Origin of the sequence: Bradyrhizobium macuxiense (assembly GCF_001542415.1) — a bacterium.
GTDB lineage: Bacteria > Pseudomonadota > Alphaproteobacteria > Rhizobiales > Xanthobacteraceae > Bradyrhizobium > Bradyrhizobium macuxiense.
Genome location: NZ_LNCU01000011.1, coordinates 1 through 25,344, shown reverse-complemented (window position 1 = coordinate 25,344; position 25,344 = coordinate 1). Strand labels below are relative to the sequence as shown.

16 protein-coding genes are annotated in these 25,344 nt (G+C 63.8%); 1 reads left to right on the top strand and 15 read right to left on the bottom strand.

Features of this window, described 5'->3' with window-relative positions; all coding sequences use genetic code 11:
• Positions 1–18: 18 nt before the first annotated feature.
• The gene (locus AS156_RS43840; protein WP_082747280.1) at positions 19–1,245 is read right to left on the bottom strand and encodes a GNAT family N-acetyltransferase; all 1,227 of its coding nucleotides are present in this window, start codon (positions 1,243–1,245) and stop codon (positions 19–21) included.
• A gap of 160 nt (positions 1,246–1,405) precedes the next feature.
• Here AS156_RS43840 and AS156_RS02120 point away from each other — a divergent pair, with 160 nt between their 5' ends.
• Complete coding sequence (locus tag AS156_RS02120; RefSeq protein WP_066499385.1) at positions 1,406–2,611, top strand: FAD-dependent monooxygenase; 1,206 nt, start codon at positions 1,406–1,408, stop codon at positions 2,609–2,611.
• A 33-nt stretch (positions 2,612–2,644) separates the two neighbouring features.
• On the opposite strand, the gene AS156_RS02115 is transcribed toward AS156_RS02120, so the two are convergent.
• From AS156_RS02115 to AS156_RS02050, 14 genes are all read right to left on the bottom strand, one after another.
• Complete coding sequence (locus AS156_RS02115; protein WP_066499382.1) at positions 2,645–4,675, bottom strand: ABC transporter ATP-binding protein; 2,031 nt, start codon at positions 4,673–4,675, stop codon at positions 2,645–2,647.
• A gap of 211 nt (positions 4,676–4,886) precedes the next feature.
• The gene (locus AS156_RS02110; RefSeq protein ID WP_066499379.1) at positions 4,887–6,947 is read right to left on the bottom strand and encodes an FAD-dependent oxidoreductase; all 2,061 of its coding nucleotides are present in this window, start codon (positions 6,945–6,947) and stop codon (positions 4,887–4,889) included.
• 181 nt (positions 6,948–7,128) lie between these two features.
• Positions 7,129–11,331 carry a DNA-directed RNA polymerase subunit beta' gene (rpoC, locus tag AS156_RS02105; RefSeq protein ID WP_066499376.1) on the bottom strand — a complete coding sequence of 1,401 codons (4,203 nt, stop codon included), beginning with the start codon at positions 11,329–11,331 and terminating at the stop codon, positions 7,129–7,131.
• 135 nt (positions 11,332–11,466) lie between these two features.
• Positions 11,467–15,585 carry a DNA-directed RNA polymerase subunit beta gene (gene rpoB / locus AS156_RS02100; RefSeq protein ID WP_066499374.1) on the bottom strand — a complete coding sequence of 1,373 codons (4,119 nt, stop codon included), beginning with the start codon at positions 15,583–15,585 and terminating at the stop codon, positions 11,467–11,469.
• Positions 15,586–16,104: 519 nt separating this feature from the next.
• On the bottom strand, positions 16,105–16,482 hold the full coding sequence (gene rplL / locus AS156_RS02095) for a 50S ribosomal protein L7/L12 (protein WP_050402243.1): 378 nt from the start codon (positions 16,480–16,482) through the stop codon (positions 16,105–16,107).
• 54 nt (positions 16,483–16,536) lie between these two features.
• On the bottom strand, positions 16,537–17,055 hold the full coding sequence (gene rplJ / locus AS156_RS02090; protein WP_066499372.1) for a 50S ribosomal protein L10: 519 nt from the start codon (positions 17,053–17,055) through the stop codon (positions 16,537–16,539).
• Positions 17,056–17,632: 577 nt separating this feature from the next.
• Positions 17,633–18,586, bottom strand: coding sequence for a 2-hydroxyacid dehydrogenase (locus tag AS156_RS02085; RefSeq protein ID WP_066499370.1), 954 nt, complete (start codon positions 18,584–18,586; stop codon positions 17,633–17,635).
• 97 nt (positions 18,587–18,683) lie between these two features.
• Positions 18,684–19,376 (bottom strand): 50S ribosomal protein L1, encoded by a 693-nt coding sequence (gene rplA, locus AS156_RS02080; RefSeq protein WP_066499368.1) that lies wholly within the window; start codon positions 19,374–19,376, stop codon positions 18,684–18,686.
• A 6-nt stretch (positions 19,377–19,382) separates the two neighbouring features.
• Entirely contained in the window at positions 19,383–19,811 is a 429-nt protein-coding gene (rplK, locus tag AS156_RS02075) for a 50S ribosomal protein L11 (protein WP_066499365.1), read from the bottom strand.
• A 128-nt stretch (positions 19,812–19,939) separates the two neighbouring features.
• Positions 19,940–20,473, bottom strand: a complete 534-nt coding sequence (gene nusG, locus AS156_RS02070) for a transcription termination/antitermination protein NusG (RefSeq protein ID WP_016840553.1) — start codon at positions 20,471–20,473, stop codon at positions 19,940–19,942.
• Positions 20,474–20,493: 20 nt separating this feature from the next.
• A complete protein-coding gene (gene secE, locus AS156_RS02065; RefSeq protein ID WP_066499364.1) occupies positions 20,494–20,685 on the bottom strand; it encodes a preprotein translocase subunit SecE in 192 nt (63 codons plus the stop codon).
• Between the two features lie 322 nt (positions 20,686–21,007).
• Positions 21,008–22,621 carry an acyl-CoA synthetase gene (locus AS156_RS02060; protein WP_066499362.1) on the bottom strand — a complete coding sequence of 538 codons (1,614 nt, stop codon included), beginning with the start codon at positions 22,619–22,621 and terminating at the stop codon, positions 21,008–21,010.
• A 63-nt stretch (positions 22,622–22,684) separates the two neighbouring features.
• Positions 22,685–23,449 carry a FadR/GntR family transcriptional regulator gene (locus AS156_RS02055; RefSeq protein ID WP_066499359.1) on the bottom strand — a complete coding sequence of 255 codons (765 nt, stop codon included), beginning with the start codon at positions 23,447–23,449 and terminating at the stop codon, positions 22,685–22,687.
• A 238-nt stretch (positions 23,450–23,687) separates the two neighbouring features.
• A complete protein-coding gene (locus tag AS156_RS02050) occupies positions 23,688–25,292 on the bottom strand; it encodes an IS1182 family transposase (protein ID WP_066498669.1) in 1,605 nt (534 codons plus the stop codon).
• Positions 25,293–25,344: the final 52 nt, after the last annotated feature.

The window sequence follows — 25,344 nt, the reverse complement described above, 5'->3', positions numbered from 1 at the left end:
AAGGCTTGCGACGCTTGGTCAAACGCCAAGGCGTTCACCTTCCGCTCGGTGACGATCGCCCCCGGGCTTTACTGGCAGGCTCAGCGCTGGGCGCGCGTTGTCGTCTATTTTGCCGACGGCCGCCTTCGACGGCTGCGCAGCAGATGGCGCCGACCGGCGTTGGCGCATCCGGTTCCGCCAGCGCCGCAGCAGCTGGTAACCGAGCTGGCGCCCAGCCTCCATCCGGTAACCCAGGGAACGAGCGGCGCGAACGTCGATCAGCAGGTCCACCATGGGACGGCGGCCGGCCCATAGCTGCGCCATGAAGCTGTCCTCGGCGGCGCAGGAATTGATCGCCTGAATGTCAGGTGTGCTGAGCAGTTGATCGGTGACCTTGTCGACCAGCAACGCACCGGGCGAGTATTTCCCGAACTGCGCATCGAACGCCGTCTTCCAGGTGTAGGCCGTCGTTCCGCAATACATCAGAACCTGGGCCGCAACGGCTTCGCCGTTGACCTGCAGCAACGCAACCGACGCGCACTGCATCGCCGCGAGATTCTGCACCAGGGTCCGCGCAAAGACCGCATCATGGCCATGCGACAGCAGCGCGGTGCCGCGCGCGCCCTTCCAACTCGCCTGCTCCATCGTCAGGAACGTCTCGAATGCAGCGTGCACCGCGGCCGGCCTTCGCTCGTTGACCACCTCGATGCTGCCGAGCGCCGACAACCTGTTCCAGTCCTGCCGCAGCTTCTTCCGCGTCGAGCCGGATCGCTTCACGCCGAACTCCGCGGTCACGAAAGGCCGTGCGCTTGAGGTCAGCACCAGCGGGGCAATGCCGCGCGCGGCGAGCGCGTCGGTGATCGCCTTGTGGCTCGGCGCCTCCGCGTCGAACTGCATCAGGTTCATCGTCTTCGGCAGCCGCGGGTTCGCCTCGACCGCCGACAACAGCGCCGGCATCACCTCGTCGACATAAGCGGGATCGACGACCGGATTGGACAGGAAAGCATAATTATAGGGCAGCGCCTCCAGCACCTCCGGCCAGCACGGCACCGCCCTGCGCCGCTGCAACGCCCAGACGCCGACCAGCCGGCGCGCGCCTGCGCCCTCGTGCCACGCGAGCATCATTCCGATGCGAGCGAACTGAGTGTCGTTCGCCGCCTTCAGCGCGGCGGGATTCATGAACACGTTCGACGATGCCCGCAGGACGAGATCGTCCCATTGCGCGCCAAGGTCCAGGTTTGGTGAATCGATCGTTACCGAAATCATTCGCAATTGGCCTGCTCGGCCGTTTCGACGCGACATCGTGCGGTGTGGAGATTGTTATTCAATTAAGCGCAGCCCTGTTGACCTGATCGTGATCAAAGGCTTCAGCGTTTTTTTGCCATTCCCGCCCACAATCGGCGCATCACATCGGGGCCCTTAAGCCATGCGGTACACGGACGTTGCGATCGTAGGCGGCGGCCTTGCCGGCGCGACTGCGGCAGCAATGCTGGGGCGTGCGGGCGTGGCCGCCTGCCTGATCGATCCGCATGTAACCTATCCGCCCGAGCTACGCTGCGAGAAGCTCGGCGGCGACCAGCTCGAGCTGTTGCGCAGGACGGGGCTCGCCGAGCAAACGTTGAGCGCGACCACGCTCGACGGCGAGGTCTGGGAGGCGCGCTTCGGCATGGTGGTCGCCAAGAAGCCGAGCGATCAGCACGGCGTCATGTACGACACGCTGGTCAACGCCGTGCGTGCGCAGGTCCCCTCCGGCGTCGAGATCATCCACGGCAAGGCCTATGCGGTCGCAACCAGCAGCGATCGCCAACAGATCACGCTCGCCAACGACGAGGTGGTTTCGGCGCGCCTCGTCGTGCTCGCCAACGGACTGAACATCGGTCTTCGCGAGATGCTCGGCATGCAGCGCCGCATCATCAGCAGCTGTCATTCGATCACGCTCGGCTTCGACATCGCGCCGGTCGGCCGCGCCGCATTCGCATTTCCGGCGCTGACCTACTGGCCGGGACGGCCGGGCCAGCGGATGGCCTATCTCTCGATCTTCCCGATCGGCGGCAAGATGCGCGCCAACCTGATGGTCTACCGCGACATGACCGATCCGTGGCTGCGCGATTTCCGGCAGGCGCCCGAAGCGACGATGATGGCGATGATGCCGGGCCTGCACCGCATGCTCGGGGATTTCAGGGTCGGCACCCCGGTCCGGATCAGGCCCGCCGATCTCTGCGCGACCGACGGCTATCTCCAGCCCGGCGTCGTGCTGGCCGGCGATGCCTTTTCGACGTCCTGCCCGGCCGCCGGCACCGGGACGACGAAGGTGTTCACCGATGTCGAACGTCTCTGCAACGTCCACGTCCCCGCCTGGCTCGCGACCGACGGCATGGACGTCGACAAGATCCGGCAGTTCTACGACGACCCCGCCAAGGTCGCGTGTGAGGCGCGATCGCTTGCCAAAGCCTATCACCTGCGATCGCTCTCGATCGATCACGGGGTCGCGTGGCGCGCCGGGCGCTGGAGCCGCTTCGCGGTTCGCCTCGCCCAGGGTGTCCGCTATGCAGTCCGCAAGCGGCTTCCTTCAAGGTCCGCACGCCCCGAGCACCGCGTGATCGGCGAGCAATCGCGAGGCCGGCTCGCCTGACCCGAATGGGCGATCGGCGGCGACACGACGGGACTACTCCTCGTCGTCGTCCTCTTCGTCCTCGTCCTCGTCCTCGTCATCATCATCCGCGCTGTGCAGCGCGTGTCCCTGGTCGTCCCAGAGCTTGCGGTACACGCCGTTCTTCGCGAGCAACTCGGCGTGCGAGCCGCGCTCGATCGCCCTGCCGCCCGATATCACGATGATCTCGTCCATATCGACCACCGAGGTCAGACGGTGCGTCGACCAGATCATGGTGCGGCCCTTGGCGACCTTGAGCAGCGTGCGATTGATCGCAGCTTCCGTGGTCTGGTCGAGGGCCGAGGTCGCCTCGTCGAGCAGCAGCACCGACGGATTGCGGATGATCGCGCGCGCGATCGCGATGCGCTGGCGCTGGCCGCCCGACAGCGTATCGCCGCGCTCCCCGACCGGGGTGTCGTATTTCTGCGGCAGGCTCATGATGTAGCGGTGGATCTCGGCCTTCCTGGCCGCATCCACGACCTCCTCATCGGTCGCTCCCTCCTTGCCGAGCCGGATGTTCTCGCGGATCGACATGTTGAAGAGCATGTTCTCCTGGAACACCACCGCCATGTTCGCCCGCAACGACTCCCGCGTCACCTTGCGGATGTCGACGCCGTCGATCGCCACGCGGCCTTCGTTCGGCACGTAGAGCCGCAGGATCAGGTTGAGCAGCGTGCTCTTGCCGGACCCGCTGGGGCCGACGATCGCGACGCTCTTGCCGGCCTTGAGCTTGAGGCTGAGATTGTCGAGCACCGGCGTCAGTGCGCCTTCGTACTGGAAGCTGACGTGGTCGAAGGTGATGTCATTGGTGATGCGCGGCAGAGCGGGCGCGCCGGGTCGGTCGGCGCCGCGGGTCGGCTCGTCGAGCAGTTCCTGGATATGCTGCACCGCCGCCGCCGACTGGATCGACACCGGGATGAAATGCATGAGATGGCCGATGTTGTACGACACCTCCCAGAACGCGCTCTCGAAGGTCACGAACGTGCCGACCGTGATCTGTCCCTTGGTCGCCAGATAGGCGCCGATCGCCAGCACCACGAGGTGCAGCAGCAGCACCGCGATCGTGACGGTGCGTTCCACCATGGTCGACAGGAACATGGCGGAGGCCGCCTTCGCCCTGACGTCGCGGTTGCGCAGGGTGAACCAGCCGAGCGCGCGGCGCTGCAGGTTGAACGCCTTCACCACCGCCTGCGCGGCCACGTTCTCCTGCACGGTCGCGAGCAGCGCCGCCTCGTTCTGCTTCTGCTCGTAGTTCGCCTGCACCGCCTTTGGCGTCAGGATGCGCGGGCCGATCAGCGTGATCGGAAATATCAACAGCGCGACGGCGGCGAGCTGCCAGTTGAGGAACAGCATCAGGATGATGCCGGCGATCAATTCGAAGAACGGCAGCGCCGCGCTGTTGGCGAAGGACTTGATCGAGCCCTCGAACGCCGAAAGATCGATCGAGAAACGCGACAGGATTTCACCACGCTTGGTGCGCGCGAAATAGGAAGACGGCAGGTTCTGGACATGGTCGAACAGCCGCGTCCGCACATCGGCAATGATGCCGGCGGCAAGCCGCGCATCCCAGCGCTCGTACCAGACCGCGATGATCGAGGTGACGATGCCGGCGACCGCAAGCACGCCGAGGATCTTGTAGAGCGCCCCGAAATCCTCCTCGCCGAGCGCGTCGTCGATCAGGAATTTGAGGCTGAGCGGCATGATGACGTTGAACAACGTCTCGACCAGCACGCCGACGGTGACGAAGGCGAACGGCTTCTTGTAGCTCGACAGGATCGGCTTGACGAAGCCGAAGATCGTGGACAGCGCGCCGGCGGCTTCCTTGGCGGTGAAGACGACGAGCTCCTCGTCATCATCGTCGTCATCGAGCTCGAGCTCGTCGTCCTCATCCTCGTCTTCGTCGTCGTCCTTCACCGGTGCCGCACTCGGCTTCGCGGAGATCACTGGCCCGGACGAACCAGGCACAGCCGCAAGCTTCTTCTTCAGCTCGGGATCATCGGGATCGAGCAGTTTCGGGTTGTCGGATGCAGGAGATTTTGACGCCATGAAACCAACCGATGCTCCACGGCCGGCATGACCGCTAATCAAGATCGCAGAGGCAAACGCTGCGGCGGCGATCCTATGCGATCAGGATCAATTCAGCAAAGCGTTTGGGATCGCCGACGAATCGCGCGGCGCGCCCTAAGGATTCGGCCGGACTGCGTCTGCTGCCTAACAGTTTGTTGACGCGCGATGCCAGCGTCGCATCCCGTCCTCGCTAATCGTCCTCGTCGGCATCAACCTTGTCGAAGAAGGAATAGCGCAGGCTGTCGGAGTCGGCGTACCACTGCCCGGGTCCCTTGTTGGCTTCAAGCGTCAGCGCCCACAACGCATCGGTGCAGTCGCGGCGGTGCATCGACAGGTCGAACCCGTTGCCGAAGAACAGCTCGGACCATTCCCACCAGGTGCCGAGCTTCTTCACCCCACGGAGCAAGTCGTAGCGGTCTATCACCGCCGGCGCCATGTCCGAGGTCACCGAGCCGAACACAAGCCCGGTCTTGACCACGCGATGGAGCTCGCGCACGGCGCGCGGCACCTGCTTTTCGGCGACATGGCACAGGCTGGTCTCGAACACGAAATCGAACTCGTTGGCCTTGAACGGCAGGTCGGCGATCGAGCCGAGCTTGTTGTACTTCTTCAGCGCCTTCGGCGTCTTGCCGTGGATGTAGCGGTTGTTCTCGATGCCCCAGGCGTCGACGCCGCGCTCGCGCAGCGCGCCGACCAGCTCGCCGCTGGCGGAGCCCGCGATCAGGAGCTTGTAGCCCTTTGCGCGGCCCCACACCGTCTTGATCAGATCCGTCAGATAGTCGGGATCGCTGAAGGTCCGCCAGGATTCGCTGTATGGGCCTGCGCCACGATAGTTCTCGAAGTAGCTGCGATCGATCTTGTCGGACCACGTCGCGTCGGCCTGCGCGCGGGTACGACGCAGCCGCATCATCTCGGTGACGACGATATCGGTCGCGGCATCGGAGGAGTCGAGCAGCCCGTTCAACGTCGAATCGAACAGATAGTCGCCGACCACCACGAGGCCCGGATGCTGCTTCGGCTCGGGGCGGTGGTTGGTCATGACGTCGCGCACCGGCAATCCACCCGGCAGCGCGTTGACCGACGACAGCCAGCGGTGGATCTTGCCTTCCAGGAAATGCTCGCGCGCATTGCCGAGCGAGGCCGGCAGCGACTTCAGCGCGGCGTCGATCAGCTCCTGGTCGCTGAGATTGGCGAAGGCGAGCGCATCCGAGCCCGCGATCAGCCAGTTCAGCACGCCGTGCTTTCCGACATCGTGGCGCGCGCCTTCATTGTAGACGCAGCAGCCGCCGAAGGCTTCCGACATGAACCAGGCGCCCGGAATCTTCTCGCCCCAGAACGGCTCGTCGAACAGGATCGAGACGCGCAGATAGTGCGCCGGCTTGTCGAAATAGGCGACGTGCTTGACCATCGACTGGCGCAGCGCCTCGCCGTCCCAGCGCATTGTGGCGAGCCAGGAGTGCGGCAGGCAGACCAGCACGAGGTCGAAGTCCCGCGTCTCCGGCCCCTTGCCGTTCATCATGTTGAGCTGGTAGCGGCCGTTGGTGGCCTTGCCGACCTTGAGAACGCGATGGTTGAGCTGGATGTCGGCATCGACTTCCGAGCGCAGGCATTCGATCAACTGCTCATTGCCGTTCTGGATCGAGTACAGGCCGATATAGCCGTCGACGTCCATCACGTAGTTCTTCAACGCGTTGAGGCCATTGGTGTTGTGGCTCTCGGTCGCGATGTCGGAGCGCGCCATCACCTTGAAGAAGCGCTTGGCAGTCTCGTCCTCGACCTCCTCGTCGAGCACCTGCTCTGCCGTCTTGTAGGCCCAGGGGTGTTCGTTGTCGTGGGCGCCGACGCCCTCGTAATATTCGATCGGCGACACCAGCTCGGCGCAGCGCTTGCGGAACGCCTCGATCGCGGCCGCGGTCTTCGGCCCGTATTTGCGGCGCATGCCCGGGACGTCGGCGAGCAGCTCGCCGTCGAGCTGCACCTGCTCGGCGTCCATCGGGATCGTTTGCAGGCCGAAGTGCTGGATCAGCTCGCGCAGCGGGTCCGGCCCTGTCATCGAGTAGTCGTAGATTTCGGCGACGCCGGCCTCGTACATCGCGGGCGCGGACTCGAATTTGCGCGTCAGCACCTTGCCGCCGAGCCGGTTCGACGCCTCGAAGATCGTGACGCGGCAGAGGTCGCCGAGCTTACGCTTCAAATACCAGGCGCTCATCAGCCCCCCGGGGCCGCCGCCAACGATAGCCAAGTCGAGCATGATAATTCCGTCGTCTCCGGAAACCGCAAAGCAGCCGGTCTAAGTCAGCCTAGCAAAAGCGCTTTTTTGCCTGAAGGAAAGATGAACAAAGTGCGTCCCTGCACCGCAGCGCCGAAAGAAAGCAGCAAAAAGGCCGGCACAAAGCCGGCCTTCTCGTTGGCTACCGTAGTCTTGCGGGGCCCTATTCGGCCGGCGGCAGCGCCAGCGGCTCCGCTTCCGGCGCCGTCGGCACGATCGCCGCCTGCTGCTTCTCGCGCTCGTCGAGGATCAGCTTGTCGCGCTTCATCGCGACTTCGCGGATCCGCGCCATCGAGGCGCCGGTGCCGGCCGGGATCAGGCGGCCGACAATGACGTTCTCCTTGAGGCCTTCGAGCGGGTCCACCTTGCCGTTGACGGCCGCTTCGGTGAGCACGCGCGTGGTCTCCTGGAACGACGCCGCCGAGAAGAAGGAGCGGGTCTGCAGGCTCGCCTTGGTGATGCCGAGCAGAACCGGCGTACCCGTGGCGGGCTTCTTGCCCTCCTCCTTGGCCTTGACGTTGAGCGCGTCGAACTCGATCTTGTCGACCTGCTCGCCCGAGATCATGTCGGTGTCACCCTGATCGGTGACCTCCACCTTCTGCAGCATCTGACGAACAATCACCTCGATGTGCTTGTCGTTGATGAGCACGCCCTGCAGCCGGTAGACCTCCTGGATTTCGTTGACCAGATAGGCAGCGAGCTCCTCGATGCCCTTGATCGCCAGGATGTCGTGCGGTGCCGGGTTGCCTTCGACGATGAAGTCGCCCTTTTCGACGATGTCGCCATCCTGCAAGTGGATGTGCTTGCCCTTCGGGATCAGGTACTCGCGCGGCTCCTCGGTCTTGTCCAACGGCTCGATCGAGATGCGGCGCTTGTTCTTGTAGTCGCGGCCGAAGCGGATCGTGCCCGCGGTCTCCGCGATGATCGCCGCGTCCTTCGGCTTGCGAGCCTCGAACAGTTCCGCCACCCGCGGCAGACCGCCGGTGATGTCACGCGTCTTGGCGCTCTCGGTGGAGATACGCGCCAGGATGTCGCCAGGCTTGACCTTCGCGCCGATGTCGACCGACAGAATGGCGTCGACCGACAGCATGTAGCGGGCATCGCCGCCACGCGCGAGCTTCATTACCTTGCCGTCCTTGCCCTTGACCACGATGGCCGGACGCAGGTCCGAGCCGCCGCGCGTCGTGCGCCAGTCGATGACCACGCGCTTGGCAATACCGGTCGACTCGTCGAGCGTTTCCGAGATCGACTGGCCTTCGACCAGGTCCTCGAACCCGATCGTGCCCTCGACTTCGGTCAGCACCGGGCGGGTGTAGGGATCCCACTCGGCGATGCGCTGGCCACGCTTGACCATGTCGCCCTCGTCAATATGCATGCGCGAACCGTACTGGATGCGGTGCGTCGCACGCTCGGCGCCGTCGGCATCGACGATCGCAACCACCATGTTGCGCACCATCGCGACCAGATGGCCTTCGCTGTTGCGGGCGATGGCCTTGTTCTTGATCACGATCTTGCCGTCGAAGTTCGATTCGACGAACGACTGCTCGTTGAGCTGCGCCGCGCCGCCGATGTGGAACGTACGCATCGTGAGCTGCGTGCCCGGCTCACCGATCGACTGCGCCGCGATGACGCCGACGGCCTCACCGTGGTTGACCGGCGTGCCGCGGGCCAGGTCGCGGCCGTAGCACTTGCCGCAGATGCCGTTGACGAGCTCGCAGGTCAGCGCCGAGCGGATCTTCACCTCCTGGATGCCGGCCTGCTGGATCGCGTCGACGTGGCTCTCCTCCATCAGCGTGTCGCGCGTGACGACGACGTTGTTGGTGGCGGGATCGCGCACGTCTTCGCAGGCCACGCGGCCCAGGATGCGCGAGCCGAGCGAGGCAACGACCGTGCCGGCGTCGACGATGGCGCGCATCTTGATGCCGAGCTTGGTGCCGCAGTCGGACTGCGTGATGATGCAGTCCTGCGCGACGTCAACCAGACGGCGGGTCAGGTAACCGGAGTTCGCGGTCTTCAACGCGGTGTCCGCGAGGCCCTTACGGGCGCCGTGGGTCGAGTTGAAGTACTCAAGCACCGACAGACCTTCCTTGAAGTTGGAAATGATCGGCGTCTCGATGATCTCGCCCGACGGCTTGGCCATCAGGCCGCGCATGCCGGCGAGCTGGCGCATCTGCGCCGGCGAACCACGCGCACCGGAGTGCGCCATCATGTAGATCGAGTTGATGTCCGCATCGGCTCCGCTCGCCGTCTTCTTGGTGGCGGAGATTTCCTTCATCATGGCCTTGGCGATTTCTTCCGTCGCCTTCGACCAGGCGTCGACGACCTTGTTGTACTTCTCGCCGTGGGTGATCAGACCGTCATTGTACTGCTGCTCGAAGTCCTTCGCCAGCGTACGGGTGGTGTCGACGATCTTCCACTTGCCGTGCGGCACGACCATGTCGTCCTTGCCGAACGAGATGCCGGCCTTGAACGCGTTGTAGAAGCCGAGCGCCATGATGCGGTCGCAGAAGATCACCGTCTCCTTCTGGCCGCAGTGACGATAGACCTGGTCGATGACGCCGGAAATCTCGCGCTTGGTCATCAGCTTGTTGATGATGTCGTACGAGATCTTGGCGCTCTTCGGCAACAGATTGCCGAGCATGATGCGGCCCGCCGTGGTCTCGATCCAGCGCCGGGACGGCTTGCCGTCCTCGCCGATGCCGTCCCACCGATACTTGATCTTGGTGTGGAGGTGGATGACCTTCGAGTGCAGCGCATGCTCGAGCTCGGCCATGTCGCCGAAGATCTTGCCCTCGCCGGGCAGGCCTTCGCGCATGATCGAGACATAGTAGAGGCCGAGCACGATGTCCTGCGACGGCACGATGATCGGCTGGCCGTTCGCGGGATGCAGGATGTTGTTGGTCGACATCATCAGCACGCGCGCTTCCAGCTGCGCTTCCAGCGACAGCGGAACGTGCACGGCCATCTGGTCGCCGTCGAAGTCGGCATTGAAGGCGGCGCAGACCAGCGGATGCAGCTGGATCGCCTTGCCTTCGATCAGCACCGGCTCGAACGCCTGGATGCCCAGGCGATGCAGCGTCGGCGCGCGGTTGAGCAGCACCGGATGCTCGCGGATCACCTCATCGAGGATATCCCAGACCTCCGGACGCTCCTTCTCGACCAGCTTCTTGGCCTGCTTCACCGTGGTGGACAGGCCCTTGGCGTCGAGCCGCGAATAGATGAACGGCTTGAACAGCTCGAGCGCCATCTTCTTCGGCAGGCCGCACTGATGCAGGCGCAGCTCGGGACCGACCACGATCACCGAACGGCCCGAATAGTCGACGCGCTTGCCGAGCAGGTTCTGACGGAACCGGCCCTGCTTGCCCTTCAGCATGTCGGCGAGCGACTTCAGCGGACGCTTGTTGGCGCCGGTGATGACGCGGCCGCGGCGGCCGTTGTCGAACAGTGCGTCGACGGCCTCCTGCAGCATGCGCTTTTCGTTGCGGATGATGATGTCGGGCGCACGCAGCTCCATCAGCCGCTTCAAGCGGTTGTTGCGGTTGATGACGCGGCGGTAGAGGTCGTTGAGGTCGGAGGTCGCGAACCGGCCGCCGTCGAGCGGCACCAGCGGGCGCAGATCCGGCGGGATCACCGGCACGACCGTCATGATCATCCATTCCGGCTTGTTGCCGGAGACGCGGAAGGCCTCCACGATCTTCAGGCGCTTGGCGAGCTTCTTGTGCTTGATGTCGGAGTCGGTCTCCGCCATGTCGGCACGCAGCGTCGCCTCGAGCTTCTCGAGGTCGAGACCCTTGAGCAGCTCGCGGATCGCCTCGGCGCCGATCATGGCGGTGAAGGAATCCTGGCCGTACTCGTCCTGCGCCTTCAGATACTCGTCTTCCGAGAGCAGCTGACGGTCCTTCAGCGCGGTCAGGCCCGGCTCGAGCACGACGTAGTATTCAAAGTACAGGATCCGCTCGAGATCCTTCAGCGTCATGTCGAGCAGCAGGCCAATGCGCGACGGCAGCGACTTCAGGAACCAGATGTGGGCGACCGGCGCGGCCAGCTCGATATGACCCATGCGTTCGCGCCGAACGCGCGACAGCGTCACCTCGACCGAGCACTTTTCGCAGATGATGCCCTTGTACTTCATCCGCTTGTACTTGCCGCACAAGCACTCATAGTCCTTGATCGGGCCGAAGATGCGCGCGCAGAACAGGCCGTCACGCTCCGGCTTGAACGTGCGGTAGTTGATGGTCTCCGGCTTCTTGATCTCGCCGTAGGACCAGGACAGAATCTTCTCCGGAGACGCGATCGAAATCCGGATCTGGTCGAAGACCTGGGCCGGCGTCGTCGGATTGAAAAGATTCATAATCTCTTGATTCATGGTCTTCTCCTCGCGTGCCGATCGTCACCGGCAGCAAATTCGAAACTTGTATTCAGCGCGCGCCCCGCTCAACGTCCGGGCGGAGCGCGAAGGTCCGGCACATCCAGGCGAATGTGCCGGACGTAAATCACAGCGTTACTCGGCCGCTTCCGACGTCGGCGCCGGTCCTATCTTGGAATTGTGCAGGTCGACGTTGAGGCCGAGCGAGCGCATTTCCTTGACCAGCACGTTGAACGATTCCGGAATACCGGCCTCGAAGGTGTCGTCGCCGCGCACGATCGCCTCGTACACCTTGGTACGGCCGGCGACGTCGTCCGACTTCACCGTCAGCATTTCCTGCAGCGTGTAGGCGGCGCCGTAGGCTTCGAGCGCCCAGACCTCCATTTCGCCGAAACGCTGGCCGCCGAACTGCGCCTTGCCGCCCAGCGGCTGCTGGGTGACGAGCGAGTACGGACCGATCGAACGCGCGTGGATCTTGTCGTCCACGAGATGGTGCAGCTTGAGCATGTAGATGTAGCCCATCGTCACCTTGCGATCGAACGGATCACCGGTGCGGCCGTCATAGACGGTCGACTGGCCGGAGGCGTCGAAGCCGGCGAGCTTCAGCATCTCCTCGATGTCGGTCTCCTTGGCGCCGTCGAACACCGGGGTGGCGATCGGCACGCCGTGGCTCAGGTTGCGACCGAGCTCGAGCAGCTCGTTGTCGTTCAGCGACTTGATGGTTTCATCCTCGCCATAGATCCTCTTCAGGGTCTCGCGCAGCGGCTTGAGATCCTGCTTCTGATAGAAGGCGTCGATGGTCTGCCCGATGCGCTTGCCGAGACCGGCGCAGGCCCAGCCCAGATGCGTCTCCAGAATCTGGCCGACGTTCATGCGCGAGGGCACGCCGAGCGGGTTCAGCACGATGTCGGCATGGGTGCCATCCTCGAGGAACGGCATGTCCTCGATCGGAACGATCTTGGACACCACGCCCTTGTTGCCGTGGCGGCCGGCCATCTTGTCGCCGGGCTGGATCTTGCGCTTCACCGCGACGAAGACCTTGACCATCTTCATCACGCCGGGCGGCAATTCGTCACCGCGCTGCAGCTTCTCGACCTTGTCGAGGAAGCGCTGCTCGAGGCCCTTCTTCGACTCGTCGTACTGCTTCCGCATGGCCTCGATCTCGGCCATCAGCTTGTCGTTCGGCGAGGCGAACAGCCACCACTGCGACTTCGGATACTCGTCGAGCACCGCGCGGGTGATCTTGGTATCCTTCTTGAAGCCCTTCGGACCGGCGATGCCCTGGCGATTCTCCAGGAGCTCGGCGAGGCGGTTGTAGACGTTGCGGTCCAGGATCGCCTGCTCGTCGTCGCGGTCCTTGGCCAGACGCTCGATCTCCTCGCGTTCGATCGCCAGCGCACGCTCGTCCTTGTCGACGCCGTGGCGGTTGAACACGCGGACTTCCACGATGGTGCCCTGCACGCCCGGAGGCACGCGGAGCGACGTATCGCGGACGTCGGAGGCCTTCTCGCCGAAGATGGCGCGGAGCAGCTTCTCTTCCGGCGTCATCGGGCTCTCGCCCTTCGGCGTGATCTTGCCGACCAGGATGTCGCCGGCGCGGACTTCCGCACCGATGTAGACGATGCCGGCTTCGTCGAGGTTCTTCAGCGCTTCTTCCGAGACGTTCGGAATGTCGCGGGTGATTTCCTCAGGACCGAGCTTGGTGTCGCGGGCCATCACCTCGAACTCCTCGATATGGATCGAGGTGAAGACGTCGTCCTTCACGATCCGCTCGGAGAGCAGGATCGAGTCTTCGAAGTTGTAGCCGTTCCACGGCATGAACGCGACCAGCACGTTGCGGCCGAGCGCGAGCTCGCCGAGATCGGTCGACGGACCGTCGGCAATGATGTCGCCCTTCTTGACGATGTCGCCGACCTTCACCAGCGGACGCTGGTTGATGCAGGTCGACTGGTTCGAGCGCTGGTACTTCATCAGCCGGTAGATATCGACGCCCGACTTGGTCGGATCGAGATCCTCGGTGGCGCGGATGACGACGCGGGTGGCGTCGATCTGGTCGATCACGCCCGAGCGACGCGCCGCGATCGCAGCACCCGAGTCACGGGCCACCACGCCTTCCATGCCGGTGCCGACGAACGGCGCCTCAGCGCGAACCAGCGGCACCGCCTGGCGCTGCATGTTCGAGCCCATCAGCGCGCGGTTGGCGTCGTCGTTCTCGAGGAACGGGATCAGGGCCGCTGCGACCGAAACGAGCTGCTTCGGCGACACGTCCATGTAGTCGACCTTGTCCGGCGTGATCGGCAGCACTTCGCCAGCGTGACGGCAGACGATCAGGTCTTCGGTGAAGCGCCCCTTGGCGTCGAGCGGCACGTTGGCCTGCGCGACGCGGTAGCGGCCCTCTTCCATCGCCGACAGGTAGACCACCTCGTCGGTGACGCGGCCGTCCTTGATCTTGCGATAGGGCGTCTCGACGAAGCCGTACTTGTTGACGCGCGCGAACGTCGCCAGCGAGTTGATCAGACCGATGTTCGGACCTTCCGGCGTCTCGATCGGGCAGATACGGCCGTAATGCGTCGGATGCACGTCGCGCACCTCGAAGCCGGCGCGCTCGCGGGTCAGACCGCCCGGGCCAAGCGCCGAGAGACGCCGCTTGTGGGTGATCTCCGACAGCGGGTTGGTCTGGTCCATGAACTGCGAGAGCTGCGAGGAGCCGAAGAACTCGCGCACAGCGGCGGCCGCAGGCTTGGCGTTGATCAGGTCCTGCGGCATCACGGTGTCGATATCGACACTCGACATGCGCTCCTTGATCGCGCGCTCCATGCGGAGCAGGCCGATCCGGTACTGGTTCTCCATGAGCTCGCCGACCGAGCGCACACGGCGGTTGCCGAGGTGGTCGATGTCGTCGATCTCGCCCTTGCCGTCGCGCAGGTCGACCAGCGTCTTGATGACCGCCAGGATGTCTTCCTTGCGCAGCGTGCGATGGGTATCGGGCGCATCGAGCTCGAGGCGCATGTTCATCTTGACGCGGCCGACCGCGGACAGGTCGTAGCGCTCGGCGTCGAAGAACAGCGACTGGAACATGGCCTGCGCCGAATCCAGCGTCGGCGGCTCGCCCGGACGCATCACGCGGTAGATGTCGAACAGCGCGTCCTCACGCGTCATGTTCTTGTCGGCATGCAGCGTGTTGCGGATGTAGGCGCCGACATTGACGTGGTCGATGTCGAGCAGCGGCAGATCCTTGTAGCCCTGCTCGTTCAGCACCTTGAGCGACTTATCGGTGATCTCCTCGCCGGCTTCGGCGTAGATCTCGCCGGTCTTCGGGTTGACGAGGTCCTCGGCGAGGTAGTTGCCGACGAGTTCCTCGTCCGACATCCGCAGCGCCTTGAGGCCCTTCTCCTGAAGCTGGCGCGCCTGGCGCACGGTCAGCTTCTTGCCGGCCTCGAGCACCACCTTGCCGGTGTCGGCATCGATCAGGTCGTTTACGGTCGAATAGCCGCGGAAACGGTTGGCGTCGAACGGCACGCGCCAGCCTTCCTTGGTCCGCTTGTAGGTGATCTTCTTGTAGAAGGTCGACAGGATCTGCTCGCCGTCGAGACCGAGCGCGTACATCAGCGAGGTCACGGGGATCTTGCGGCGGCGGTCGATGCGCGCGAACACGATGTCCTTGGCGTCGAACTCGATGTCGAGCCAGGAACCGCGATACGGAATCACGCGCGCGGCAAACAGCAGCTTGCCGGACGAATGGGTCTTGCCCTTGTCGTGGTCGAAGAACACGCCGGGCGAACGGTGCATCTGCGAGACGATGACGCGCTCGGTGCCGTTGACGACGAAGGTGCCGTTCATCGTCATGAGCGGGATATCGCCCATGTAGACGTCCTGCTCCTTGATGTCCTTCACCGACTTCGCGCCGGTTTCCTCGTCGATATCGAACACGATCAGGCGCAGCGTCACCTTCAGCGGCGCAGCAAAGGTCATGCCGCGCTGACGGCACTCGTCGACGTCATATTTCGGCTGCTCGAATTCGTAACGGACGAATTCAAGCATCGAGGTGCCGGAGAAGTCCGAGATCGGGAACACCGAGCGGAAGACGGCCTGCAGGCCCTCGTCCAGGCGGCCGCCGGTCGGCTCGTCCACCATCAGGAACTGGTCATAGGACGCCTTCTGAACCTCGATGAGGTTCGGCATCTCCGCGACTTCCTTGATGTGACCGAAAAACTTGCGTACGCGTTTGCGACCGGTGAATGTCTGCTGCGCCATCGTGGCCTCTCATTTTCGTCGCCTTTGTGGGGCGAACCTTCCGGGACACGACTGCCATCGGCCCCGGGTTGAATTTCGAATCGCCTCAAAGGAACGAAGCCCAAATTCAGGAATTAAATCCCCTGACCCGGACCTGCGGCCTTCAAAACGCAAAACGACGCGCGGGGCGCATGACTGCACCCGCCCGTCCAAACCTTCCGCTTCACGGACTGAAAAAGCCCGAAATCTGACTGTCTCCCAACGGCTTCCGCCAGGAGCCCCTGCCGCTCCCGCCGCCGACCGTGTTTTTCCGCTGCCGACCCGATATGGGTAGGCAATAATGGAGATTCGAGGGTTAAGTCTACGAATCCCCACACTTTTTTGTGTCCAGCGCGCCACGCGACAATCGGTCGCACGACATCTGCATATTTGCCGCTCCTTGTTCCCGTCCCGACTGGGCTGGCCCGGCCGGTCTTAAACCTGGAGAGGGATCCCGGGTCGGGCTCGCGCCCGCCCGGGATTTCGCTCGCGTAACCTGCGTTACTTGAGTTCGACCTTCGCGCCAGCCTTCTCGAGCTGGGCCTTGATCTTGTCGGCTTCTTCCTTGTTGACGCCTTCCTTGACCGGCTTCGGAGCGCCTTCGACGAGGTCCTTGGCTTCCTTCAGGCCCAGGCCCGTGATGGCGCGCACTTCCTTGATGACTTCGATCTTCTTGTCGCCGGCAGCAGCCAGCACGACGGTGAAGTCGGTCTTCTCTTCAGCCGGAGCAGCGGCAGCGCCGCCAGCAGCCGGACCGGCCACCGCAACGGCGGCAGCGGCGGACACGCCCCACTTTTCTTCGAGGAGCTTGGCGAGCTCGGCCGCTTCGAGCACGGTGAGGCTCGAGAGGTCGTCGACGATTTTCTGCAAGTCAGCCATTGATCTGTTTCCTTAAACGTTTGGTTCGAACCAGGTTTGAGATTAGCGAAGGGGTCAGGCCGCTTCGCTCTTTGAGGCATGAGCCTGAATGACGCGTGCGAGCTTGGCCGCGGGCGCGTTGGAGAGCTGAGCGAGCTTGGTCGCCGGCGCCATGATGAGGCCCACGATCTTGCCGCGCAGTTCGTCGAGCGACGGCAGTGAGGCAAGCGCCTTCACGCTGTCGACATTCAGGACGGTTTTACCCATCGAGCCGCCAAGGATGACGAACTTCTCGTTCGCCTTGGCGAATTCGATGGCAACCTTTGGCGCCGCGACCGGATCGTTTGAAGTTGCGATCACGGTCGGCCCCTTCAGCAGGGAGCCGATGGCAGCGACGTCAGTGCCTTCAAGAGCAATTTTGGCGAGACGGTTCTTCGAGACCTTCACCGACGCGCCCGCCTGCTTCATCTGCATGCGCAGCTTCTGCATCTGGGCGACGGTGAGGCCGGAATAGTGAGCGACGACCGCAACGCTCGTGGCCTTGAAGACCTCGTTGAGCTGTTCGACCGCCTCTTTCTTTGCCGCTCGTTCCACAGCAAGCTCTCTCCGGTTGGCGGCCTTTCCGCGAGGACAGGACCGCCGGGTTGCACCCATCGTCCCGCCCAAAACCTGATCCGTTGGGCGCAAAGCCCTTCGGACATGCCGGGCAAGACGACATTTAGAAGCCTGCCCTCCCAGGGCCTTGCGGCCATGGGCTGTCGAGGTTCGAACCAAATCAGACTCCAGCCGCGACACGATCGCGAACTGAGGTGCGAAATCCGGTCTTCACCCGTCTATGCAGGCTGTGCGATTAAGCCGTTGAAAACACGAAGTTCTCGCGGGCGCCTGCAGTCTCGGACAGGATCGAGGCCGTTCGGCTCAGCCGAAGGCCCCTGCTCTCATTCCACTTGAAGCGACGGGTCTCCTTCCTTTCCAGCATCCTTGCGGGCACGCGGAAAGGAATGATCTCCTATCATCTCAGGTTTTCGGAATGCGAGCACAGACATGCCAGCAACGGCCAGCACGCCCGGAGCGCGGTATTTAGCGGGTCTTGCCCGACTTGCCAAGAGCAAAATTCAGACCAGTTCAGATTGGCCCTCGGAACCCGGTTCCAGGGCCGGATCAACCCGTCTCAGGCGCCCTTCACCTGATAAGGCAGCGGCTTGCCCGCAAAGAACGCATCGAGATTGGCGAGCACGCAGTCCTGCATCGCCACGTGTGAATCCAGGGTGTGGCCGCCAAGATGCGGCGACAGCACCACATTCGGAAGCGCCGTCAGCGCGTCAGGGGCATGCGGCTCCTCCGCGAACACGTCGAGGCCGGCGCCCGCGATGGTCTGGTCGGTCAGCGCCTGAACCAGCGCCGTCTCGTCGACCACCGATCCGCGCGAGATGTTGACGACGAAGCCATCGCCGCCGATCCGGCGCAGGATGTCGGCGTCGACCATCTGGTTGGTCTCGGGACCGGCCCGGACCGCGACCATCAGCACGCTGCACCAGTCGGCGAGCGCTTCCAGGCTCGGGAGGTACTGATAGGGCAGATCGTATTTGGTGCGGCTGAAATAGCCGACCTCGGTCTCGAAGGCCGCAACGCGCGCGGCGATCTTCCGCCCGATCTCGCCCATGCCGTAGACGCCGACCCTGCGGCCGCGCATGCCCGCCTGAGGTCGCATCATCGGCGACGGCATTCGGCCGGCCCAGTCGCCGCTGCGGACATAATTGTCGACCACGAGCAGACGGCGCACCGCCGCCAGCATCAGCGTCACGGCGATGTCGGCGACGGACGCGGCATTGGCGCCCGGGCTGTGGCCGACGGCGATTCCCCGCTTCGCAGTGGCGGCCAGATCGACACCATCATAGCCCGTGCCGTAGCAGACGATCGCGCCGAGCTTCGGCAGCATGTCCATGGCCTCGCCGCCAAGCGGCGCGCCGCCGGCTGCGATCATGGCTCGGACGTCGGCCAGTTCGGCCGCCGAATATGCCTCATTCGGCCGTTTGCCCGCAGCATTGAGAAGCTCGTAGCGCTCGCTGAAGCGCACGAGCTGGGCCTTGGGAAAGCGGGAATAGATCAGGACCTTGTCGGGCATTCTTGTTGTTTCCTGCGAGAGGCTTCACGCCCCAAAGCAAAGGGGCGGAACCGGTTGCCCGATTCCGCCCCTCTTTATCTCATTCCTGCAGAGGACCTTAGCCGAGGATCGTGCCCGGCTCGACCTTCACGCCCGGACCCATGGTGGAGGAGACCGCCACGCGCTGGATGTAGGTGCCCTTGGAGCCTGCCGGCTTCGCCTTGGCGACCGCATCGGCGAGCGCCTTGACGTTCTCGACCAGCTTGTCCTCGGAGAACGAGGCCTTGCCGATACCGGCCTGCACGATGCCGGCCTTCTCCACGCGAAACTCGACCGAACCGCCCTTGGCACCCTTCACGGCTGACGTGACGTCCATGGTCACGGTGCCGATCTTCGGGTTTGGCATCATGCCGCGCGGACCGAGCACCTTACCGAGGCGGCCGACCAGCGGCATCATGTCGGGAGTGGCGATGCAACGGTCGAAATCGATCGTGCCGCCCTGCACCTTCTCGACCAGGTCTTCGGCGCCGACGACGTCGGCACCGGCGGCCTTGGCTTCCTCAGCCTTGGCGCCGCGCGCGAACACGCCGACGCGGAGCGTACGGCCGGTTCCGTTCGGCAGGTTCACGACGCCGCGGACCATCTGGTCGGCGTGACGCGGATCGACGCCGAGATTGATCGCGATCTCGATCGTCTCGTCGAACTTCGACTTGGCGCGCTCCTTGACCATCTTGATGGCGTCCGTGAGCGGATAGAGCTTTTCGCGGTCGACGCCCTCGCGAGCCTTCTTCAAACGCTTTCCGATTGTCATGGCCCGTTACCCCGCAACTTCCAGACCCATCGAACGGGCGGAGCCCTCGACCATCTTCATGGCCGATTCAATGGTGTCGCAATTCAGGTCCTTCATCTTCTTCTCGGCGATCTCGCGCACCTGCGCCTTGGTCACCTGGCCGGCCTTGTCACGGCCCGGCGCCTTCGAGCCGGACTGGATCTTCGCCGCCTGCTTGAGGAAGAACGACATCGGGGGGGTCTTCATCTCGAAGGTGAACGAACGATCGGCGTAGATCGTGATCACCACCGGAATCGGGGTGTTCTTCTCTTCCTTCTGGGTCTGCGCGTTGAACGCCTTGCAGAACTCCATGATGTTGAGACCGCGCTGACCAAGCGCGGGACCGATCGGGGGCGAAGGATTCGCCGCACCGGCCGGGACCTGAAGCTTCAGGTATCCGGTCACTTTCTTTGCCATTTATCACTCCTGTTGTGCCGGACGATGCCGGCGGTTTCAGGTTCCGTGGTTCGGTTGAAGGGGCTGGCGACCGCCCTCTCCCTCCCACGGCCTTCGTAGACGCGAGGCATATACCCCGCGCCGTCCGGTCAGACCACCTTTTCGACCTGACCGAATTCCAGCTCGACCGGCGTCGCGCGGCCGAAGATCGACACCGCGACCTTCACACGCGAGCGCGCCTCGTCGATTTCTTCCACCACGCCCGAGAACGAGGCGAACGGGCCGTCGGCCACGCGCACATTCTCGCCGATTTCGAACGACACCGACGCCTTCGGACGCTCCACGCCCTCCTGCACCTGGTGCAGGATCCGCATCGCTTCCGCTTCCGAGATCGGCATCGGCTTGTTTTCCGCGCCCAGGAAGCCGGTGACCTTCGGGGTGTTCTTGATCAGATGAAACGCCTCGTCGGTCAGCTTCATCTTCACCAGCACGTAGCCCGGGAAGAACTTGCGCTCGGCATCGATCTTGCGGCCGCGGCGCACCTCGGTGACCTTCTCGGTCGGCACCAGGACCTGCTCGAACAGCTCTTCCAGCCCGCGCTGCTTCGCCTGCTCGCGGATCGATTCCGCGACCTTCTTCTCGAAATTCGAATAGGCGTGGACGATGTACCAGCGCTTGTCCATCAATAGGGTTCCGGTGCTCATCAGTGGATGCCCAGTATCAGGGTGACCAGATAGCGGATCATCTGATCCGCGGCGAAAAAGAAGACCGAGGCCAGCGCCACCATCACGAACACCATGATGGTGGTGATGGTCGTCTCGCGGCGCGTCGGCCAGGTGACCTTGGCGGTCTCCGAGCGCACTTCCTGCAGGAATTTGAACGGGCTGAAAGCCATCGTAGGGTCCGCGTCCGTCGCCGGACGATTTGCAACGTTTCAAGGAAACCGAACAGCCGACCTTGCGGACCCAGCCCTCGTTTGGAAGGTTGAGCCGATGAACGAGCTCGATTGTTCGGGGGAATTCAGGCCGCGCCGGATATCCGCCATCAAAGCGGGCCGGCAGCGAGTGGCGCGTATCTACTGCGGCGGCGGCCAAACGTCAAGATCGGCGGGACCTTGACCCTGCCCCCCGCCGACCTCGGACCAGGCGGAACAGGGCGTCTCCTATCAAGGGCTTAGGCGGATCGTCGCGGCAGCCCTCACCTGCGCCCGGGATCAACTAACCGGCAAAGCTCTTCTGCACCGCCTGGTCGAGCGTGGCGCCGCCGAGATGGCGCTGCCGCAGCTCGCGCTTGAGCAGCTTGCCGCTCGGGTTTTTGGGCAGGCTGTCGACGAAGATGACCCGCTTCGGCACCTTGAAATGGGCCATCGCGCCCGCGCAGTGCTTAACGACGGCCTCCTCATCGAGGCTCTGGCCGGCCTTGACCACCACGATCGCGGTCACCGCCTCGATCCAGCGCGGGTCGGGCAGCCCGACCACCGCCACCTCCGACACCGCCGGCAGCCGGTAGATCATCTCCTCGACCTCGCGGCTCGCGACGTTCTCGCCGCCGCTCTTGATCATGTCCTTCACGCGATCGACGACCGTGATGTAGCCGTCGGCATCGACGGTCGCGAGATCGCCGGAATGAAACCAGCCACCGGCGAAGGCGACTGCGGTCTTGACCGGATCGTTGTAGTAACCGGACAGCAGATGCGGCGAGCGGTGCACGATCTCGCCGACTTCGCCAACCTTGACGTCGGTCATGTCTGGGTTGACCACCCGGGTCTCGACGTTGATAGCAGGCTTGCCGGCTGATCCTGCCTTCGGCAGTTGATCCTCGGGCGTCAGCACGGTCGCGAGCGGCGCGATTTCGGTCTGGCCGTAGAAATTCCAGAATTTTACGTTCGGCAGGCGGCGCTGCAATTCGAGCAGCACCTCGACCGGCATGATCGAGGCACCGTAATAGCCCTTGCGCAGCGTCGACAGATCGGTGCGATCGAACGCGGGCGAGCGCAGCATTGCGATCCAGATCGTTGGCGGGGCGAAGAACGCGTTGATCCGGTGGGCTGCGATCAGCGACAGGACGTGGTCCGCCACCGGCTTGCCGGTGATCAGGCTGGTGGCGCCGAGATAGATCGCGGGACCGAGGAAGACGTCGAGCTGGGCGCAATGATAGAGCGGCAGCGCATGCAGAACGATGTCGTCGGTCGCCATGCCGCCATCGATGATGCAGCTGACGTACTGCCACATCACCGCGTCATGGGTGAGGATCGCGCCCTTCGGCAGCGACTCCGTGCCGCTGGTGTAGATGATCTGCGCGGGATCGCGGCTGTCGACCGAGATATCGGGCGCCGAGGCGTCGCTGTGCAGCAGGCCGTCGAAGGTCTTGATGCCGTCAGGTGCGGTCGCGGGATCCTCGCCCGGCAGCCAGACCAGCGTTTCGACCGCAGAGCCCTTGGCGGCCGCAGCGCGCGCCGTGTCGACAAAGTCCGGTCCGACTGCGAGCAGCTTCGCGCCCGAGTTCGACAGGATGAAATTGATCTCGTCCGGGTTCAGCATGAAGTTGATCGGCACGAGAATCGCACCGATCCGCGCCACAGCGAAGCGCAGCGCGGCGAAGGCGTGCGAATTGCGCGACAGCACCGCAACGCGGTCGCCCTTCCCGATGCCGAGCTCGAGCAGGCCGCGCGCAAGGCGGTTGCAGATCGCGTCCATCTCCGCAAAGGTCCAGGTCACCTCGCCGCAGATCAGCGCCGTCTTGCTTGGATAGCGCCTTGCAGACCGGCGCAGCAGATCGCCGATGCTGTGCTCGCGGGCGCGCTGGATGGTGACTGCGATATCTCCGCTCATTGTCTCCGTCTCCTCCCGAATGTGCTTGTTGTCGTTGTTTTTGGTTTTGGCTTCCGGCCGTCCCTATTGCCGGGTTGCGCCTGCGTGCTCCATGTAGGTGTGCTCGACCGACCGATCGAGCGAAGCGATCTTCTCGAAGCCGCGGCGCCAGTCCTGCAAATGCCGCCGCGTCCATGCGACGCCGGCCTCCTTGTCGCGTCGCTTGATCGCGTCCAGCAGATGGCGGTGTGCCTCGACGAGGCGCGCACCGCCCTCAGGCACGCCGGCCACGATCATCTCGGTGGTCGGAAAGAACAGCTGCGCGGCGGGCTCGCGGGCGAGCTGCAGCACGCGGTTCTGCGACGCCTTGGCCATCAGCACGTGGAATTCCTGGTCGAGCTCGGCGAGATCGGCGGGATTGCCGACCGCCTGCGCGCTGCGCGCAAGATTGTCGCTGAGCTCGGCGATGTTCTCCGCGGTCGCGCGCTCGACCGCACCTTCGACGCTCGCGACTTCCAGCGTCATCGACGCCTCGAACAATTCGCGAAACGTCACCTCGTGCAGGATCAGCGCACGGGACAGCCGGGTGGCGAGCTTGTTGTACCGCGGTAGGCAGGCCTGCAGACGGCGGCTTGAATCGCGGCGGATCAACCCGCCCTCCTCGAGCACGCGTATGCCTTCGCGGACGGTCGAACGGTTGACGCCGAACTGCTCCACGAGCTGCTGCTCGGTTCCGATCGGCTCGCCCGGCTTGATCCGGCCGTTGATGATTTCCCGTTCGATCGCGTCCGCGACCTTCTGATAGGCCGGCGCGACGTCGAGGCGCCGGAACAGCGGCGTGGCGGGCACCTAGGCCCTCCCGATTGTTGTTTGTCGGACAAAGATAGGCGAAGGCCACAGAGGCGTCAAATGACAAAAATCCTGCCCAATTGTCGCACTTCCGGAACCTGAATTGACTCCGTGATGGCACAAATCTAGCTTTGTCGGACAAACCGATAAGAACGTCTGGGGAGGCATCGCACCATGAAATCCATCGTCACGACTCTGTCTGCCGTCGAGACTGAGCAAGAACTACTGGTGAGCGGAGTTAGGCCGGCGTGGGCCGGCCGATTGCGAGCGGAAGCCCTATGTTTGTCCAGAGAGCCGCGAGAGCAACCTGGATGGGCGTCAAAAGGGCTGCGAGGGTACATCGGCAAGTAGCAACCGCCTTGGCGAGCGCGGCCAGAAACGCGTCGAAGCCCAGGATGTTGAGCACGCGGGTGAAGTTGTAGCAGAGCGCCATCAGGCTCCACTCGCCGCGGACCTTGTCGAAGCCGCGGACCAGGAAATGACGATAGCCGGCACGGCATTTGAGCGTGCCAAACGGATGCTCGACGATGCCAAAGCGACGGCGCATCACCTCGCCCGCGCCCTGCATCCGCGCGCGATGACGTTCGAGAACGTCTTCATGCTCCCAGCGACCGATCGTCCGGTAGGCCGCGTTCGAGCCAAGGCAACGGATCTTGAGCGGGCAGGTCCTGCAGATCGCTCCGCGCGCCGCGTAGCGGATCTCGACGCGGCCACTGGTGTTCTTCTGCCTGCTCTTCATCGGATGTAGCTGATGGCCGCCGGGACAATGATAGGTGTCGGATACGCCATCATAGTTGAAGTCCTTGAGGGCGAAGCGGCCTTGCTTCTCGAGCCGGGCGCTGCCCTCCGGCACCGGCACATAGGCCGTGATGCCATCGTCCTCACAGGCCTTCAGTTCGCGGCTGCTGTAATAGCCCTCGTCTGCCAGCACCTGCAGGGTCTTGACCTCGAGGGCTTCCTTTGCCGCGATGGCCATCGCATGTAGCTGGCCGACATCGCTGCTGTCGTTCACCACCTCGCTGGCGACAATGAGCTTGTGCTTGTCGTCGACGGCGGTCTGCACGTTGTAGCCTGCGACCCCCTGGCCGCTCTTGACCAGAAGTCGGGCATCCGGATCGGTCAGGGACAACTGCGTCTCGCCATTCTCTTCCAACCGAGCAAGATCGGCTTGTGCGCGCGAGCGCTTCGCCATCAGTGCCGCGACCTTCGCGCCAAGGTCACCACCACCTGCGCCGCCACCATCGGAGCCATCCTGGCCTGGCTTCCTGGCTTCCGCGGCGTCATTGTCCTCAAGGGACTTGCCGTAGGCCTCGATCTCCTGATCGAGCTTTCCGATCTGATCGGCAAGCCTCTTGCGCGTAAAGATGCTGGCCTTGCTGGCGTCGCCATGGAAGAACGAGCCGTCAATCGCAACAACGCTGCCGCCGACAAGACCGAGTTCGCGCATCAGCAGCACGAAGCTGCGGTTGGCCGCCTTCAGAGCCACCCAGTTCTCCTTGCGGAAGTTGCCGATCGTCCGATAACCCGGCTTCAGATTCTTCAGCAGCCAGATCAGTTCCAGATTGCGGCAGGCCTCCCGCTCCAACCGGCGCGACGACCTGATCTGGTTGATGTAGCCGTAAAGGTAGAGCTTCAGCAGATCGGCTGGATCGTACGGCGGTTGACCGACCCCTTCGGCCTTGCGATCCGCATGGCGAAAGCCGAGCTTGGCAAGGTCGAGCACACGAACGAAGCTCTCGATCGCCCGGACCGGGTTGTCCGCCCCGACATAATCCTCAATCCGAGCAGGAAGCAGGCTGGCCTGGTCGCGGCTCTCGCCGCTCTTGAATGTCCGATTCGTCATGAACAGAATCGTACATCAACTTCCCAAAATGCCGAGTTCTTGCTCAGTCTCG